This is a genomic window from Bradyrhizobium sp. SZCCHNR1051 (assembly GCF_032489615.1).
Classification (GTDB): Bacteria; Pseudomonadota; Alphaproteobacteria; order Rhizobiales; family Xanthobacteraceae; genus Bradyrhizobium.
Genome location: NZ_JAUEYJ010000011.1, coordinates 178,191 through 194,715 on the forward strand (window position 1 = coordinate 178,191; position 16,525 = coordinate 194,715).

15 protein-coding genes are annotated in these 16,525 nt (G+C 65.5%); 8 read left to right on the forward strand and 7 right to left on the reverse strand.

Annotation, left to right across the window (positions count from 1 at the left end):
- Window positions 1–137 precede the first annotated feature (137 nt).
- Window positions 138–1,199: an AraC family transcriptional regulator gene (locus QW868_RS15660; protein WP_315776133.1), complete on the forward strand. Its 1,062-nt coding sequence runs from the start codon at window positions 138–140 to the stop codon at window positions 1,197–1,199.
- 16 nt (window positions 1,200–1,215) lie between these two features.
- On the opposite strand, the gene QW868_RS15665 is transcribed toward QW868_RS15660, so the two are convergent.
- The 3 genes from QW868_RS15665 to QW868_RS15675 form a co-directional block, all read right to left on the reverse strand.
- Complete coding sequence (locus tag QW868_RS15665) at window positions 1,216–2,388, reverse strand: M20 aminoacylase family protein (protein ID WP_315738366.1); 1,173 nt, start codon at window positions 2,386–2,388, stop codon at window positions 1,216–1,218.
- Window positions 2,389–2,466: 78 nt separating this feature from the next.
- Entirely contained in the window at window positions 2,467–3,399 is a 933-nt protein-coding gene (locus tag QW868_RS15670; RefSeq protein WP_315738367.1) for a glycosyltransferase family 2 protein, read from the reverse strand.
- A 48-nt stretch (window positions 3,400–3,447) separates the two neighbouring features.
- A complete protein-coding gene (locus QW868_RS15675; RefSeq protein WP_316230884.1) occupies window positions 3,448–3,969 on the reverse strand; it encodes an NUDIX domain-containing protein in 522 nt (173 codons plus the stop codon).
- Between the two features lie 127 nt (window positions 3,970–4,096).
- Between QW868_RS15675 and QW868_RS15680 the strand changes: the two genes are divergently transcribed.
- Window positions 4,097–4,981, forward strand: coding sequence for a metallophosphoesterase (locus QW868_RS15680; RefSeq protein ID WP_316230885.1), 885 nt, complete (start codon window positions 4,097–4,099; stop codon window positions 4,979–4,981).
- Between the two features lie 15 nt (window positions 4,982–4,996).
- Here the strand turns inward: QW868_RS15680 and QW868_RS15685 are convergent, their stop codons facing one another.
- Entirely contained in the window at window positions 4,997–5,545 is a 549-nt protein-coding gene (locus QW868_RS15685; protein WP_316230886.1) for a hypothetical protein, read from the reverse strand.
- 238 nt (window positions 5,546–5,783) lie between these two features.
- Window positions 5,784–5,990, reverse strand: a complete 207-nt coding sequence (locus tag QW868_RS15690) for a hypothetical protein (protein WP_315717315.1) — start codon at window positions 5,988–5,990, stop codon at window positions 5,784–5,786.
- 194 nt (window positions 5,991–6,184) lie between these two features.
- Here QW868_RS15690 and QW868_RS15695 point away from each other — a divergent pair, with 194 nt between their 5' ends.
- Window positions 6,185–7,630, forward strand: a complete 1,446-nt coding sequence (locus QW868_RS15695) for a short-chain fatty acyl-CoA regulator family protein (RefSeq protein ID WP_315738371.1) — start codon at window positions 6,185–6,187, stop codon at window positions 7,628–7,630.
- A 281-nt stretch (window positions 7,631–7,911) separates the two neighbouring features.
- On the opposite strand, the gene QW868_RS15700 is transcribed toward QW868_RS15695, so the two are convergent.
- Window positions 7,912–8,598: an L-2-amino-thiazoline-4-carboxylic acid hydrolase gene (locus QW868_RS15700; RefSeq protein WP_316230887.1), complete on the reverse strand. Its 687-nt coding sequence runs from the start codon at window positions 8,596–8,598 to the stop codon at window positions 7,912–7,914.
- A gap of 153 nt (window positions 8,599–8,751) precedes the next feature.
- On the opposite strand from QW868_RS15700, the gene QW868_RS15705 reads away from it, so the two are divergent.
- From QW868_RS15705 to mdoH, 3 genes are all read left to right on the forward strand, one after another.
- Window positions 8,752–9,378 (forward strand): LysR family transcriptional regulator, encoded by a 627-nt coding sequence (locus tag QW868_RS15705; RefSeq protein ID WP_315796827.1) that lies wholly within the window; start codon window positions 8,752–8,754, stop codon window positions 9,376–9,378.
- A gap of 190 nt (window positions 9,379–9,568) precedes the next feature.
- The gene (locus QW868_RS15710) at window positions 9,569–11,065 is read left to right on the forward strand and encodes a glucan biosynthesis protein G (protein WP_316230888.1); all 1,497 of its coding nucleotides are present in this window, start codon (window positions 9,569–9,571) and stop codon (window positions 11,063–11,065) included.
- Window positions 11,053–13,182, forward strand: a complete 2,130-nt coding sequence (mdoH, locus tag QW868_RS15715) for a glucans biosynthesis glucosyltransferase MdoH (protein WP_316230889.1) — start codon at window positions 11,053–11,055, stop codon at window positions 13,180–13,182. Before QW868_RS15710 ends, mdoH begins: the two co-directional genes overlap by 13 nt.
- Before the next feature lie 18 nt (window positions 13,183–13,200).
- Here mdoH and QW868_RS15720 read toward each other — a convergent pair whose 3' ends face one another.
- The gene (locus QW868_RS15720; protein WP_315738376.1) at window positions 13,201–14,499 is read right to left on the reverse strand and encodes a TadE/TadG family type IV pilus assembly protein; all 1,299 of its coding nucleotides are present in this window, start codon (window positions 14,497–14,499) and stop codon (window positions 13,201–13,203) included.
- Window positions 14,500–14,846: 347 nt separating this feature from the next.
- Here QW868_RS15720 and QW868_RS15725 point away from each other — a divergent pair, with 347 nt between their 5' ends.
- Together QW868_RS15725 and QW868_RS15730 are read left to right on the forward strand one after the other, a co-directional pair.
- Window positions 14,847–15,242, forward strand: a complete 396-nt coding sequence (locus QW868_RS15725) for a hypothetical protein (protein WP_315796824.1) — start codon at window positions 14,847–14,849, stop codon at window positions 15,240–15,242.
- A gap of 103 nt (window positions 15,243–15,345) precedes the next feature.
- Complete coding sequence (locus QW868_RS15730) at window positions 15,346–16,521, forward strand: zinc-dependent alcohol dehydrogenase (RefSeq protein WP_315796823.1); 1,176 nt, start codon at window positions 15,346–15,348, stop codon at window positions 16,519–16,521.
- Window positions 16,522–16,525: the final 4 nt, after the last annotated feature.

Consider the following 16,525-nt stretch of genomic DNA (forward strand, 5'->3'; position numbering starts at 1 on the left):
GGCGAGATCCAGGATCGAGGCAAGCCCTCCGCGTCCCTGCGCGGAGGGCTTTATCGATAGCCCGCTTCGGCAGGCACGTGACTTGCATAACTACGAGGTGTCAACCGACGGCGTACGTCCTCAAAGGCGAGGATTTCATGGCACAGCCTCTTGCAGCCGAACGCGAGCATCCGCGCGACCGCAGCCGGAACATTCTGGCCGCTGCTGCGACCGGTGTCGCTGATTTCATCGCCCTGACGGGAGGCCGTCCGGAAGCGGTATTCGAACGGGTGGGCATCGATGCCGAATGCCTCGGCCAGACCCGCCGCGCGCTCGACCTCGCCGACTATGTCGCGATGATGGAAGACGCCGCGCAGGAGACCGGCAACGACAATTTCGGACTGTGGTTCGGCCAGCGCTACCAGCCGCAGATGCTCGGCCTGATCGGCGAGATCGCGCTGTCCGCGCCGACGCTCGGTTCGGCGATCGAGCATCTCGCGCTGTGGTTTCCCTGGCATCAGCAGGCCACCGAGACCCGCCTCGCCCGCAAGGACGGCTTTCTCCACCTCGAATATCGCATCCTCGACGGCTCGATCGTCGATCGCCGGCAGGATGCCGAATTGACCATGGGCATGTTCGCGAACGTCTTCCGCGCGTGCCTGCCATCGGGCTGGGCGCCTGACATGGTGCTGTTCGAGCATGCCCGGCCGGCCGCCTGGCGCGATCATGAGGCAGCCTTCGATGCCGACGTCGGATGGTCGCAAGGCACCAATGCGCTGGTGTTTCGCGACCGCGGCCTGGACCGCGCCATGCCAGGGGCCGATCTGTCACGCCTGCAGCGGCTCACGACCGATCTTGCCAGTGTCGCCGGCTCGTGCGGCACGCCGGCGTTCCTCGATCTGGTCCGCGGCGAGATCAGGCGGCGGCTGTCAGCCGGCGCGCTGCATCTCGAGGAGGTCGCCGACGCGCTGTCGACCACGCCGTGGACGTTGCAGCGCCGGCTTGCCGAGTTCGGCGCCACCTTCTCCGACCTCGTCGAGGCGACCCGGCTCGACCTCGCCCGCCACTATCTGCGCCAAGCGCATCTGCCGCTCGGCGACGTCGCCTTCCTGCTCGGCTATTCCGAGGCGTCCGCGTTCTCCCGTGCCTTCGCGCGCTGGAGCGGCTGCAGCCCGCGGCAGTGGCGCCAACGGTCATTGCAAGCGACGGCTCGCAGCTAGCGCCACGCCGCCGGCATCAATCAGCCGGCATCGTCTTCTCGACCAGCCGCACCCAATAGGAGGCGCCATGGCCGAGAATGTTGTCGTTGAAGCGATAGGCCGGGTGGTGGCAATCCTTGCCGTCGCCCATGCCGAGGAAGACGAAGGCGCCGGGACGGGCCTGCAGCATGAAGGCGAAATCCTCGGCCCCCATCAGCGGCGGCGCATTGTCGACCACCCGCTCCGCGCCGACAACGTCGCGGGCGACATCAGCTGCGACGCCGGTCTCGCGCGCATGGTTCATCGTGATCGGGTAGAGCCGCGTGTATTTCGTCGTCGCCTCACCGCCATAGGTGCGGGCGATGCCGTCGGCGACCTCGGCAATTCGGCGCTCCACCAGGTCCTGCACCTCGGGATCGAGCGTGCGCACGGTCCCCTTCAATTCGACGGTCTCCGGAATGACGTTCATCGCCTTGCCGGCCTCGACGACGCAGATCGAGATCACCGCTGACTTGATCGGATCGACGTTGCGCGACACGATCGACTGCAGCGCCGTGATGATGTGCGCAGCGATCAGCACGCTGTCGACCGCCTTGTGAACCCCGGCGCCGGCATGACCGCCCTTGCCGCGGACGGTGATCTCGAGCTGGTCCGATGACGCCAGCATCGGGCCCGGCCGCAGCGCGAAGACGCCTTCGGGCACGCCCGGCGCATTGTGCAGACCGTAGACCTCCTGGATGCCCCAGCGGGTCATCAATCCATCGTCGACCATCGCCTTGCCGCCGGCGCCGCCCTCCTCGGCGGGCTGGAAGATCACGATCGCGGTGCCGTCGAAATTGCGCGTGTCGGCGAGATGCTTGGCGGCACCCAGCAGCATCGCGGTATGGCCGTCATGGCCGCAGGCATGCATCAGGCCCGGCGTCTTCGACGCATAGGGCACCCCCGAGGCTTCCTCGATCGGCAGCGCATCCATGTCGGCGCGCAGGCCGACGGTGCGACCTGAACTCGTCCGACGGCCGCGGATGACACCGACCACGCCGGTGCGCCCGATGCCCGTCACCACCTCGTCACAACCGAATTCGCGCAAGCGCTCGGCGACGATGCCGGCGGTGCGATGCACCTCGTACATCAATTCCGGATGTTCGTGGAAATCATGGCGCCAGGCGGCCATGTCGTCGGCGAGCGCGGCGATGCTGTTGAGGATGGGCATGGAGGCGGTGTTCTCGTTCAGGACGTTGGCGCCCGAACCATGACCGGAACGGCGGACGGACACAAGCTTTCGCCTGCATCAGCCCTCGATCGGCGCGTGTGACAGATAGGCCAGCAGCTTCATCTCGCGGCGACCGCGGGTGACGGTGTCGAGCACGAGGCCCGACGAGGCCGACAGCAGCGCCATGATCATCAGGCCCATCGACAGCACGGCGGTCGGCAGCCGCGGCACCAGCCCGGTCTCGATATAGGTGACGAAGATGGGAATCGCGAAGCCGATCGAGACCAGCGCGAGGAAAATGCCGATCGCGCTGAAGAAGCGCAGCGGCTTCTCCGAGCGATAAAGCTTCAGGATCGTGCCGAGGATGCGGAAGCCGTCGCGCCAGGTGTTGAGCTTGGAGACGGACCCTTCGGGCCGCGCGTAGTATGGCGTCGCGACCTCGGCCACCGGCAGCGCCAGCTCCAGCGCATGCACGGTGAGCTCGGTCTCGATCTCGAAACCGTCGGAGAGCACGGGGAAGGATTTGACGAAACGGCGCGAGAATACGCGGTAGCCGGACAGGATGTCCTTGAAGGCCTGGCCGAACACCTCGGCGAGGAAGCTCGTCAGCATCCAGTTGCCGGTGCGATGACCCATGCGATAGGCGGCCTGCTCCTGGTCGACGCGCAGGCCCACCACCATGTCGAGCCGCTCGCTGACGAGACGCGCGATCATGCCGGGCGCACTCGGCGCGTCATAGGTCGCGTCGCCATCGACCAGGACGTAGATGTCAGCATCGACATCGGCGAACATGCGCCGGACGACGTGGCCCTTGCCCTGCCGCCGCTCAGAGCGCACCTCGGCGCCGGCCGCGCGCGCGACCTCGATGGTGCGGTCCTTGGAATTGTTGTCGTAGACATAGACCGTGGCCGTCGGCAGCGCCTGCTTGAAATCGCGGACCACGGTGGCGACCGCGGCCTCCTCATTGTAGCAGGGCACCAGCACGGCGATCCGCATCGAAGGTGATATCATCGACCCCTCTCCCACGGCCGGGAGACTGCCCTCATTCGGTGCAGAAATTCATAATGATCCGGCGGCAACGTGCTGTTCCGGCCGCCAGGTGGGAATGACCTTAACGCCGTCTAGCACCTCGCGCAGGCGGGACAGCGTGCCGAGCGTCGTTCCCTCCGGCAGCGCATCAAATGCGAAGAATCCGGTCTCCACGATCTCGAGGTTCGGCTCCGGCGGCCGGTCCTGCGTGAACCTTTTGATAACGAAGACGGCGACGTGGTCGCGCGACGAGACGTGGCTGTTGAGGAAGATGCCGTGCAGCTCCGGCTCGCCTTCGAGCGCGATCCGGCCCTCCTCGAACAGCTCCCGCGTCAGCGCCTCGATGAACGTCTCGCCGACCTCGACGCCGCCGCCCGGCAGGTGCCAACCCGAGACATAGCCATGCCGGACCAGGAACACGCGGTTCTCGGCATCCAGCACCACGCCGCGGACGCCGAGCGTCATGCCGCGGGCGAAGCGCCAATAGAGATGGAAGCCGCGGCGGAGCACGGGCTCGAACCGGATCCGCAGCCGGCTCAGATGTGTCGTCATCGCTGTCGTCGTCCTGGTTGTTCTTGCGCTCGCTGGCAGGGCTTGTCATGAGAGCCGGGCACCACGAGGGATAGCACGAGATGACATCTGGGCGCGCTTGCATCCGCCATCGGCACCGAGGGGCATAATGGCCGCCTTCACGCTCGCCCATCTGTCCGACCCGCATCTCGCGCCACGGCACAAGCCGCGCCTGTCGGAGCTCGCCGGCAAGCGCGCGCTCGGCTATCTCAACTGGACGCGCAATCGCTACAAATACCATCGCAGCGACATCCTCGATCTGCTCATCTCCGACCTGCACACGCAGATGCCGGACCAGATCGCCGTCACCGGCGATCTGGTCAATTTCGCCCTGGAATCGGAATTCCCGCTCGCCCAGGCCTGGCTCAGGACGGTGGGTCCGCCGGACAAGGTCACCGCGATCCCGGGCAATCACGACGCCTATGTGCGCTCGACCCGGCTGCGCTTCGCCGAGAGCTTTGCCGACTATTTCGGCGGCGATGCCGCGGGACCGGCAACGTTTCCGTCGCTGCGCCGGCGCGGGCCGCTGGCGCTGATCAGCCTGTCCTCGGCCGTGCCCTCGGCGCCGTTCATGGCGACGGGACGGATCGGCAGCGCGCAACTCGCCGCGCTTGAGCTGCTGCTCGAATCGCTGGCGCACGAGCAGCTGTTCCGCGTGCTGCTGGTGCATCATCCGCTGCGCTCGGCCCACCGGATGAAGCGGCTGACCGACGCCAAGAAGCTGATCGCGCTGCTCGCGCGCCATGGCGTCGAGCTGATCCTGCACGGCCATGACCACGTGCATTCGACCATCTGGATCGATGGCCCGGAGCGCAAGATCCCGGTCGTCGGCGTGCCCTCGGCCTCCTCGATCGCGCATGGCCACTATCCAGCCGCGGCCTACAACATGTTTGCCATCAGCAGCGACGGCAATCACTGGCGCTGCGACATGACCGTGCGCGCGGTCAACGAGGCGCTGCGCGTGCGCGAAATCCGCGAGATCCGCCTGCTTTGAGTCGCGGCCAAGTCCTCAGATCTGCTGCAGGCTCGCATAGAACGCGACCCCGAACAGCGACAGCGCGCCGAGCACGAAGCCGAGCACGAACGGCCAGAACCCGCCGCGCCGCCGCGGCGCCTCGCTGGTCTCCCTCGCCTGAGCCCGGGCGACGCTGAAGGCACGCTCGCGCTCGACCATGCGGCGGGCGACGTAGTCGGTGACGGCTTTCACGATCGCACCGATGTCGTGCGACTCGACGAGCACGATGCGGCCGTTGCGGGTGTCCTGCACGAAGCGATACTGCCGCTTGTCACGCCCCATCACGACATGGGCGACGACGTCGATCCACAGCCGCGGCGTCTCGCCCTGGCTGATGCCACGGTCGAACAGATCGAGCTGGCTCGGGATCTCCGCGAACAGGGGGTCGAGCGCGTCGTTGAGGATCTCCAGCCGAGCCACCTCGGCGTCGCGCAGGTCGACCACCACGCCCGTTCGGTCCGCGGCCTCGATCCGGGCCTGGCGCAGCGCTTCGCGCAGGCGCACGGGGCGGGAGTCTGTGCTGCTATCGGCGGCCTCGGACATCGCTCACGCTTTCACGGTTCGGCCCTGGTTTCGCCAGGTTCCCACCGTGTAAACCTAGCAGTAACCCAGTATTCTGCAATCCCCTTTCATCTTCAATGGGTTATAAGCACGCCGTCGTAACCACGAAAAGGACGTGGGCGGCCCCCCGCCGATGTGATCCGGCTGAGACCGCCCCGTCCTTGGGCTCTTCCTTGAGCTTATTGAAATACCCGGCAATGCATTCCTTTGCGCGGCCGCGTCAGGCGGCCGGAGCGCGCTGCGGTTCCTCGACGATCGAGAACCGCACGCCAGCCTTGTGGCGGTTCTCCTCGGACACCTCGCGCCAGCAATCCTCGGCTTCCTTGCGCGACTTGAACGGACCCTTCACCTGGGCCGAGCCTTCCACCAGCTTGTGGAAATTCATCGAGCCGAACTCGCCGCCGATCACCCAGAAATTGCTGCTCATGAGACTCTCCTTCAACCGTCACAATTTTGACAGTGCATTGCGAATTGCGTGACAGAGATAAACGCGAGTCCGGCTGTTTCGTATAGAGCCCTTGTTTTCGAATGGTGATGTCATGTAACATCATCACTTGTCATAAATGTCATTTTGTAAATTTTGTCACAAAAGCGGGCCGGCCGGCCCGAAGGGGGATCGCGATGCCCGGCGAATCCGGAAAAAAGCTGTTCGTCGGCCCGCGCTTCCGGCGCATCCGCCAGCAATTGGGGCTGTCGCAGACCCAGCTCGCCGAGGGCCTCGGGATCTCGCCGAGCTATGTCAACCTGATCGAGCGCAACCAGCGCCCGGTCTCTGCCCAGATCCTGCTGCGGCTGGCCGAAACCTACGACCTCGACCTGCGCGACCTCGCCAGCGCCGACGAGGACCGCTTCTTCGCCGAGCTCAACGAGATCTTCTCCGATCCGCTGTTCCGCCAGATCGAGCTGCCCAAGCAGGAGCTGCGCGATCTCGCCGAGCTCTGCCCCGGCGTCACCCACGCGCTGCAGCGGCTGTACGCGGCCTACACCGAGGCGCGCCGCGGCGAGACCCTGGTGGCGGCGCAGATGGCCGACCGCAACGAGGGCGCCCGTTTCGAGGCCAACCCGATCGAGCGCGTGCGCGACCTGATCGAAGCCAACCGCAACTATTTCGCCGAGCTCGAGCAGCAGGCCGAAAGCCTGCGCGACGCGCTCGACGTGCCGGCCGAGGGGCTCTATGCGGCGCTCGCGGCGCGGCTGCGCGAAAAGCATTCGGTGCAGACGCGGGTGATGCCGGTCGACGTGATGCGCGAGACCTTGCGCCGCTACGACCGCCATCGCCGCCAGCTGCTGATCTCCGAACTGGTCGACGGCCCCGGACGCACCTTCCAGCTCGCGGTGCAGCTCGGCATGGCCGAATGCCTGCCGCAGTTCGAGCTCATCATCGGCCGCGCCGGCGCGCTCGACGACACCTCGCGGCGGCTGTACCGCATGACGCTGGCGAGCTACTTCGCCGCCGCCGTGATGATGCCCTACGCCCCGTTTCTCGCCGCGGCCGAAGCGCTCAACTACGACATCAACGTGCTGGCGCAGCGCTTCAACACCGGCTTCGAGCAGGTCTGCCACCGCCTCACCACCCTGTCGCGCCCGAACGCCCGCGGCATTCCGTTCTTCATGCTGCGCGTCGACAATGCCGGCAACGTCTCCAAGCGCTTCTCGTCGGGCACCTTCCCGTTCTCCAAGTTCGGCGGCACCTGCCCGCTGTGGAACGTGCATTCGACCTTCGACACGCCCGACCGCCTTCTGAAGCAGATCATCGAGCTGCCGGACGGTTCGCGCTATTTCTCGATCGCCCAGATGGTCCGCCGCCCGGTCGCGCCGCATCCGCTGCCGCAGCCACGCTTCGCCATCGGCCTCGGCTGCGAGATCAGGCATGCGTCGCGCTTGGTCTATGCCGCCGGCATCGATCTGGAGAAGACCGAGGGCACGCCGATCGGGGTCAACTGCCGGCTGTGCGAGCGGGAGAACTGCGCCCAGCGCGCCGAGCCGCCGATCACGCGCACGCTGATCTTGGACGAGACCACGCGGCGCGTCAGCTCGTTCGCGTTCAGCAATGCGAGGGAGCTTTGAGACCACGGCTCTCTCCTCCGTCATTCCGGGGCGCGCGAAGCGCAAACCAGGAATCCATCCAACGACACCGCCTGCGGCCCTGATTCCGGGCTCGCGCTTCGCGCGCCCCGGACTGACACCGCGTTTTTAGCCCCATCTATCCACATCATTGGTCACGGCGCGCAGAGAGCAGCGCCCGATGCAGACAGCGCCGCATGCGCGCCTTTGCCCACCCTACGAACTGCAATCGCTAAGAGAGCTTTCGTTTGGAAGAACCTCGCGTTGCCAAAGAATGATCCGACCTAATCCGAGGCCAGCCGCGAGAAGCGGAAGTTGCAGTGGCTTGCGCCACCGGCCAGCGTCTGCGTCCGCTCGAGCCGGACGCCGCGCGTCGCATAGGCGTCGACGTCCAGCCCGCAGATGTTCGGCAGGATGTCCTTGTCACCATGACGAGCGGCGAATTTGCAGAAGCCGCAAGCCTTGTAGTCGATGCCGAATTCGAAGGTGTCACTCGGGCCGGGCTCGACGACGTCGTAGACGAAGTCGTCAGGAAATTCGCGCCGATGGCTTTCCGATGTACTCAACGCCGCCTGTTGACGCAAGAAGCTCCGGTTCTCGGGCGACATGAATCGGCGGCCCGCTTCGAGGCGCTGCGCTTCAGGCTCCGTGAGCAGCTGCGCCTTGTGGACCTCTCGTTCGATGTCGCCGATCACGGCGGATGGCAAGCCGTGTCGCCGGAGCACACGGCTCATGGCCATGAAGCCGATGAGCTGCATGAAGAACGCGGTCATGCGGCTTGCGGTGCCTCCGACATATGGAAGCTGGTTGAGCACGACGTCGAACTCCTTCATGACGTCGGTCCTGATTGCATCGATGTCAGACAGCTCAGCCCGCTGGCTCAGGAAGGGACCGGCAAGGTCGAGGCGCTGGCGCATGGCGTCCTGCATGGCGCCGATGTGCGTCTGGTAGAAGAGATGGATATCGGACATCGAACCTCCTTCGTTGCCGGACCTGTCCGGCCAGCACGTTGAGCAAGCAACCCTACCCGCGACCATCCGCGCGCCTCAAAGCAGAGTTTCTGCGGCTCAGCGAAAGAAAATCTATTGCAGGCCTACGGACCTGCCGTGCCAGAGTGCCTGACGATGACCTACAGCCTCCCTCCCCTGAACGCGCTCCGAGCCTTCGAAGCTGCGGCGCGACATCTCAGCTTCAAGCTGGCTGCGCATGAGCTGCATGTGACGCCCGCCGCTATCGGGCAGCACGTGAAGGCCCTCGAACTGCGCCTCGGGGTGCGTCTGTTCGAGCGGCTGCACAAGCAACTCGTCCTGACGGCGGAGGGAAAGTCCTATCTGGTCGGGATCTCCGACGGCTTTCGCCGCATCGCAGATGCGACCTTGCAGCTCAAACCCCGATGCGCGGTGCTGCTGCAACTGGGCGTCCACGACGGCTTCGATTTGCGTCGCCTCGCGCTGGAGCATTTCCGCGGCACACATCCCGACATCGGATTGCGGGTCGTGCAGCCGGCCGGCTTGCATGAGTTGGTCGAAGGGAAGGTCGACGTGTTGATCGGCCGTGGCCTTAGCAACCATCCCGGCTATCGCTGCGACAGGATCGAAGGGAGCAGCGGCTTGGGAGACTGGCTCATCGCACCTGAAGGGACGGCGGAGTGTCCGGAAGTGACGGGCCTGCGCGTATGGTTGCGTTCCAGATCGGCTGACGCCTTGCCGATCGACCGTCGACCAGGTCGGATCGGACTCGTCCGACGTTGAAGCCTCCCCCCTCGCCTTTGCCAATATAGAGCCGTGCGAGCAACGACCGGTCAGCGGCGTCATGATCGTCGTTCATGTGCCGTTCGGACACGACGATCGATTGTTCGGGCTGAAAGGTCGCGCTTCCCGATGGAACCCGACGCCTTCAGAAATGTTGCTCCGCAGTTCCATGCAGCAAAGCGAGAATAAGTTGAATCGTCGTCAGTTCATTCAATCTGCGGCTGCGATCCCGGTCGCCGCATCGCTGGCGCGGAGTGCGTCGGCAGCGGCGCAGCCGTTCAGTGCAGCCACTGTCCGCGACCTCGCGCGCAATCTCGCGGCTAAGCCATTCGCCGAGCCGGACGACAAGCTGCCGGACGCGCTGGCCAAGCTCGACTACGACGCCTATCGCTCGATCCGCTTCCTGCCGGACCATGCGCTGTGGCGCGGCGATAACCTGCCGTTCCAGGCGCAGTTCTTCCACCGCGGCTCCATCTACAAGGACCGGGTCGACATCTACGAGATTGCCGACGGGCAGGCCAAGCCCGTGGCCTATCGTCCCGAGGACTTTGCATTCGGTCGGCAGGTCGCGGCGTTCCCGGCCGCCGATCTCGGCTTTGCCGGCTTCCGCATCCACGCGCCGATGAACCGGCCGGACTACTACGACGAGGTCTGTGTGTTTCTTGGCGCGAGCTATTTTCGCGCGGTCGCCAAGGGCGAGATCTACGGGCTCTCCGCGCGGGGGCTGTCGATCGACACCGGCGAGGCCAAGGGCGAGGAATTTCCGGTGTTCAAGGCGTTCTGGCTGGAGAAGCCGACGGGCGGCGCCACCGCGATGGTGGTGCACGCGCTGCTCGACAGCAAGAGCGCCACCGGCTCCTACCGGTTCACCATCCGTCCCGGCGAGACGACCGTGTTCGACGTCGAGGCCTCGCTGTATCCGCGCGTCGAGATCGCTCACGCCGGGCTCGCGCCGATGACCAGCATGTTCTTCTTCGGACCCAACGACCGCAACGACGTCGACGACTTCCGCCCCGCCGTGCACGATTCCGACGGACTGGCGATGTTCAACGGCAAGGGCGAGCAGTTGTGGCGCCCCCTGAGCAATCCGCGAGACCTGCAGGTCAGCGTGTTCAACGATCTCAACCCGCGCGGCTTCGGCTTGATGCAGCGGGAGCGAAAATACGTCGCCTACCAGGATCTGGAATCGCATTTCGAACGGCGGCCGAGCCTGTGGATCGAGCCGATCGGTGACTGGGGTGAAGGCGCGGTGGTGCTGTTCGAGATTCCGACCAAGCAGGAGATCCACGACAACATCGCCGCATTCTGGCGACCGAAGGCGCCGCTCGCCGCCAAGGGCGAGCACAACATGACCTACCGCCTGCATTGGGGCCAGGATGCGCCGAAGCCGCATGCGCTCGCGCGCGTCACTCGCACCGGCGTCGGCGTTCACGGCGAAGGACGGCTGTTCGTGCTCGAGCTCGAGGGAGACGCCTTGAAGGAACTCGATCCGGGCCAGGTCAAAGGCGTGGTCAGCGCCGACAAAGCGGAGGTGACCAACATCGTCACGCAGCCCAACCCCGAGACGGGCGGATGGCGGCTGAGCTTCCAATGTGCCGTGAATGGCGCACCAGTCGAGCTGCGCGCCGAGCTGACCGCCAATGACAAGCTCGTCTCCGAGAGCTGGATCTATCGATGGACGCCGTAACCTCAAGGCAGATGAGCGCGCCTCATCGCGCGGCGATCAACGGCTTCCTTCCCGCAGAAGCGCCGCTCGCGATGGAGCCGTCGCCGCTGCATCACGTTCCGGCGGCGCAACAGGCGATCACGAGCGGGCCACGCATCGCGTTGCGGCGCGCGCTGATCTTCGCCGGCACGGCCGCGTTGACGTTGGCCGGCTGCTACAAGATGTACGAAGTGATCGAGGTCGGCGGGGTGACCGTGCTGGAAGGCATGGTGCTGGTGCTGTTCTCGATCCTGCTTGCGTGGATCGCCTTCGCCTTCGTGTGCGCGCTGGCCGGCTTCTATGCCTTGCTGGGGCGGCGGCGCGATACGATCGCGATCGACATCGACGGCCCTCTGCCCGATCTCGCAAGCCGCACGGCGATGCTGCTGCCGACCTACAACGAGGATCCGCATGCGGTGATGGTGCGGCTGCGGGCCATGATCGAATCCGTCGCCGAGACCGGTCAGGCCGAGCACTTCGACTGGTTTCTGCTGAGCGACACCACTGATCCCGACATCTGGATCGGCGAGGAGGCCGCGTTTCTGGCGCTGCGCGAGGCCTGCGGCACCGATCGCGTGTTCTACCGGCACCGCGCCGACAATGTCGCCCGCAAGGCGGGCAACATCGCCGAATGGGTGCGGCGCTTCGGCGCGGCTCATGATCACATGATCATCCTCGACGCCGACAGCCTGATGAGCGGCCCGACCGTGGTGCGGCTGGCGCATGCGATGGAGCACGCCCCGGAAGCGGCGCTGATCCAGACCCTGCCCGTGATCGTCAACGGCACCAGTCTCTTCGCTCGCCTTCAGCAGTTCGCCGGCCGACTCTACGGGCCGGTCATCGCGGCCGGCAACGCCTGGTGGTACGGCGCCGAAGGCAACTATTGGGGCCACAACGCCATCATTCGCGTCGCGGCGTTCGCGCAGGACGCGGCCCTGCCGGAGTTGCGCGGCCGCAAGCCGTTCGGCGGGCATATTCTCAGCCACGACTTCATAGAAGCCGCGCTGATGCGCCGCGCCGGCTGGGGCATCTACATGACGGTCGACCTCGACGGCAGCTTCGAGGAAGTCCCGCCATCGCTGATCGACCATGCCGCGCGCGACCGCCGCTGGTGCCAGGGCAATCTGCAGCATCTGGCGGTGCTGCCGGCGCGCGGCCTGCATTGGGTATCGCGGCTGCACCTGCTGATCGGCATCGGCGCCTACATCACCGCGCCGCTGTGGTTCGCCTTCCTCGTGCTCGGCATCCTGATTTCGCTGCAGGCCAATTTCGTCCGGCCGGAATACTTCCCGAAGGGCTTTGCGCTGTTTCCGACCTGGCCGGCCCAGGACCCGGTGCTCGCCGCCCAGGTCTTCGCGGCGACGCTCGGCCTGCTGATGCTGCCGAAGCTGCTCGCCTGCCTCGTCACGTTGTTCACGCCGACGCGCCGCCGAGGCTTTGGCGGCGGGTTGCGCCTCTGTGTCGCCGTGCTGGCGGAAACGCTGCTCGCGGCCCTGATCGCGCCTTCGATGATGATCTTCCAGTCGGTCGCCGTGATCGAGATCCTGATGGGGCGTGATGCCGGCTGGCAGGTACAGCGCCGCAGCGACGGCGGCGTGAGCCGGCAGGAGATCTATCGAAAGTTCGCGCTGCCCACCCTGTGCGGCCTCGCAATGGCTGCCAGCGCCTATGCGGTGTCGCTGCCTCTGCTCGCCTGGATGTCGCCGGTCATTGCCGGCCTCGTGCTGTCTATTCCGATCGGACTTCTGACGGGCGGCCGCAGCACCGGCACCGCCCTGTTCGTGACGCCCGAGGACCGGACGCCACCGCGCGTGCTGATCCGGGCGCGGGAGCTTGCCGATGAACCCGAGCCCCGCCGCGAGGCCGCGCTGGTCGCGCTGCAGCGGAATGCCGAGCTGCGGCGACAGCATGTCGATGCCCTGCCCGCGCCACAGCGGCGCGAGCCGGGCGACATCGACGTCGACCTCGCCACCGCCAAGGCGCGGATCGCAGGGGCCGGCTCGTTCACGCAGGCGATCCGCTTCCTGTCGCGCCGTGAGATCCTGGCCGTCCTCAGGGATGGCGCGACGCTGGAGCAGCTCGTCGCACTTCCCGCATGAGCGCCTGGACGACCTGCCCTATTTGGTCAGATGCGCCGATGCGATCGCCTGCTGGAACAGCGCGGTAAGCGCTGCGCCGATGCTGCCACTCGAATCGACCTCGTAGTAGTAACCTGGGCTGGCGCACGATTTCATGATGCCGCTGATCGAATCCCGCCATGGCGCGATATAGGTCGTGTACCAGCTGTTGTTGGTGATCGCGAGATAGGTGGTGTAGAGCACGGCGATCTTGATGCCACGAGCCTTCAACGCATCACAGGTCGTCGTGTTCAGCGGTTCCTGGCAGCGGCCGCCCGAGAGAACTGTCTTGCTGCAGGTGGTCGGATAGGAATAGTCGGCGACGCCGTCGGAGACGAAGAACAGCCATTTCTGCGGCTTGGTCGACGAGCCATCGCCCTGGGTCGGGATGACGCCGTTCATCGCGGACATCGCACCGTCGAAATCGCTGCACATGTCGTTGTTGTAGCCGCTGTAGGGGATCGTCATCAGGTCGAGCGAACCGACCGACGATTTCACCGAGGACATGCTCGAGGACAGGCTGGCGATGGTCGTGAGGCCGAGCGAGCCGCAGTCGCTGCCCAGGCTGTAGACCGCCATGCGGTACTGGTTGCTGACGACCTGGCTGGCGGTCGCCGTGTCCGTGAGCGACTGCGTCGCGCTCCGGACGACGTCGATGCGCATCGTCACGCCCTTCTTCTTGGCGATGGAATAATAGCTGTTGGTCTGCAGCGTCTTCTTCGAGCTCGACGTATAGGTGTCGTGGCAGGCGAAGGCGCACTTGTCGGACGTCGCATTCTGCAGCGTCGTCATGTCGGCCGTGGTTGCGCCGAGGCCCTGCGATGGCGAGTTGTCGAGCAGGACGTAAAAGTCCATATAGGTCGGGAACGAGGCCGAAGCCGACGACGAGGCCGAGACCGTCATGGTCGGGTAGCCGAACATGTGCATGAAGGCCGTCTTGACCACCACGGTGGCGCTGCCGGTCACGGTCCGCGCGGTGACGCTATCGCTGATATCGATGTTCAGCGAGTCCGCCGCCAGATTGTGCGCCGCCATCTGGCCGTTGAACATGTTGGTCGCCGCCGTCTTGGCGTCCGACGCGGCGCCGCGCATGGCGGTGTAGCCGGTCGCAGCCAGCATCGCGGCGTCGATCGAAGCCGACAGCTTCGCCTTGGCGCGCACGGCCATCGAATAGTCGATCGCCGAGCCGACGAAGGCGAGGATCGGGAGCAAAGCAAGCGCGAAGATGATCGCGATGTTGCCGCTCTGGTCGCGACGGAAACGCGACAATAGCCTGAGGTATCTATTTCCGGCCAGCACGGCCACACTCCAACGAACACGGTGATGTTGCCGGGAATGTTGCGGATCAAGCGTTGCATTGGAATTGATGGAATTGCCGAGAATTGGTTACGTTGCGTTTCCGATTGTCGTAAGCGGCCTTCCGGCGGTGTCGATGCACCACTCAGAGTGACATGACTGCCATGCGGACAGTGTTTTTGGCGGGCCCAACACGGAATGCCGGACGGGTCTCATCCGCCCGCCGCCCCCTGATCTGCGCGGCACCCCTCCTCTGGTACCCCGATTGCAAAGCGGCTGCGCCGATTGCATAGTCCGCGCGGTTTGCAGCGCCGGGGCGCGCTGATTCTCTGGGGGAGTTGGGGACGACGATGGCGGATGCCGATCTTGATGCCGTGATCCGGCAACTGGCCAAGCAGCAGAACAAGGCCATTCTGGCGGCGGCGAAGAAGCGCAAGGACCGCTTCAACGGCATGGCCGTCAAGGCGAAGGACAAGGACGCCAAGGAGCGCTTCAAGCTGCTCGCTCGCGAGGCGGTCGAGCAGGCCAATGCCGCCGCCCGACGGCTCCTGATCTCCGCCGACAACGTCGCCGACAGCTACGCCCGCGCGATGCGCCAGGCCGCCGCCGCGGAGCTGCCCAGGAAGGCGGAGTCCAAGCCTCCGGAGAAAAAGGCCGACGCCGCGGCAGCCAAGCCGCAAGCTGGCAAGGCGGCCAGGAAGGCTCCTGCGAGGGCCACGGCGAAGAAGGCCGCCAAGAAGGCCTGAGCCGGGCTCCGGACGCCCCGCCACTTCCGAAAATTCCGCCCTCGATAGCAACCATCGCCGCGCCCTTCGACTTGCCTCCGCAACATTCTGCCCGGAGGACTGTATGAAGGCGCTGGTTTGGCATGGCAAAGAGGACATTCGCTGCGACACGGTGAGCGATCCCGAGATCGAGCATGACAGGGATGCCATCATCAAGGTGACGAGCTGCGCGATCTGCGGCTCCGACCTGCATCTGTTCCACAACTACATCCCGGCGATGATGCCCGGCGACATCATGGGCCACGAGACCATGGGCGAGGTCGTCGAGGTCGGTTCCGGCGTCAACGGCAAGCTCAAGAAGGGCGACCGCATCGTCGTGCCCTTCACCATCATCTGCGGCGAATGCGAGCAGTGCCGACGCGGCAATTTCTCGGTCTGTGAGACCACCAACCGCAACAAGCATCTTGCCGAGAAGGTGTTCGGACACACCACCGCAGGCCTGTTCGGCTACACGCATCTCACCGGCGGCTATCCGGGCGGCCAGGCCGAGTATCTGCGCGTGCCGTTCGCCGACGCCACGCATATCAAGGTTCCGGACAGCATGACGGACGAGCAGGCGCTGTTTCTCAGCGACATTTTCCCCACCGGATGGCAGGCGGCCGCGCAATGCGACATCGAGCCGGACGATACGGTCGCTGTGTGGGGTTGCGGCCCGGTGGGACAGATGGCGATCCGCAGCGCCATCCTGCTCGGCGCCTCCAAGGTGATTGCGATCGACCGCATTCCGGAGCGGCTGGCGATGGCCGAGGCCGGCGGCGCCATCCCCATCAATTTCGACAAGGAGAGCGTGGTCGGACGGCTGAACGAGCTGACTGACAACAAGGGCCCGGAGAAGTGCATCGATTGCGTCGGCTTCGAGAGCCATGTCACCCTCGCACAGCCCGATAGCGTGATCGATCGCGCCAAGCAGATGTTCATGCTCGAGAACGACCGGCCGCACGTGCTGCGCGAGATCATCTATGTCTGCCGTCCCGGCGGCATCGTCTCGATCCCCGGAGTCTATAGCGGACTGTCCGACATGGTGCCGATGGGCGCGCTGATGAACAAGGGCCTGACGATCCGCACCGGCCAGACCCACGTCAACCGCTGGACCGACGACCTCGTGCAGCGCATCGAGGATGGCCAGATCGACCCATCCTTCGTCATCACCCACACCGTTCCGCTTGCACAGGGGCCCGAGATGTATCGCGCCTTCCGTGACAAGCAGGACAGCTGCGTCAAGGTCGTGCTGAAGCCATAAGGGA

Coding starts and splice junctions, on each gene's coding strand:
- QW868_RS15680 (WP_316230885.1), top strand. CDS start 4,097: ATGGCCGCCTTCACGCTCGCCCATCTGTCCGACCCGCATCTCGCGCCA.
- QW868_RS15660 (WP_315776133.1), top strand. CDS start 138: ATGGCACAGCCTCTTGCAGCCGAACGCGAGCATCCGCGCGACCGCAGC.
- QW868_RS15670 (WP_315738367.1), bottom strand. CDS start 3,399: ATGATATCACCTTCGATGCGGATCGCCGTGCTGGTGCCCTGCTACAAT.
- QW868_RS15725 (WP_315796824.1), top strand. CDS start 14,847: ATGGCGGATGCCGATCTTGATGCCGTGATCCGGCAACTGGCCAAGCAG.
- QW868_RS15730 (WP_315796823.1), top strand. CDS start 15,346: ATGAAGGCGCTGGTTTGGCATGGCAAAGAGGACATTCGCTGCGACACG.
- QW868_RS15690 (WP_315717315.1), bottom strand. CDS start 5,990: ATGAGCAGCAATTTCTGGGTGATCGGCGGCGAGTTCGGCTCGATGAAT.
- QW868_RS15685 (WP_316230886.1), bottom strand. CDS start 5,545: ATGTCCGAGGCCGCCGATAGCAGCACAGACTCCCGCCCCGTGCGCCTG.
- QW868_RS15675 (WP_316230884.1), bottom strand. CDS start 3,969: ATGACGACACATCTGAGCCGGCTGCGGATCCGGTTCGAGCCCGTGCTC.
- mdoH (WP_316230889.1), top strand. CDS start 11,053: ATGGACGCCGTAACCTCAAGGCAGATGAGCGCGCCTCATCGCGCGGCG.
- QW868_RS15700 (WP_316230887.1), bottom strand. CDS start 8,598: ATGTCCGATATCCATCTCTTCTACCAGACGCACATCGGCGCCATGCAG.
- QW868_RS15705 (WP_315796827.1), top strand. CDS start 8,752: ATGACCTACAGCCTCCCTCCCCTGAACGCGCTCCGAGCCTTCGAAGCT.
- QW868_RS15665 (WP_315738366.1), bottom strand. CDS start 2,388: ATGCCCATCCTCAACAGCATCGCCGCGCTCGCCGACGACATGGCCGCC.
- QW868_RS15695 (WP_315738371.1), top strand. CDS start 6,185: ATGCCCGGCGAATCCGGAAAAAAGCTGTTCGTCGGCCCGCGCTTCCGG.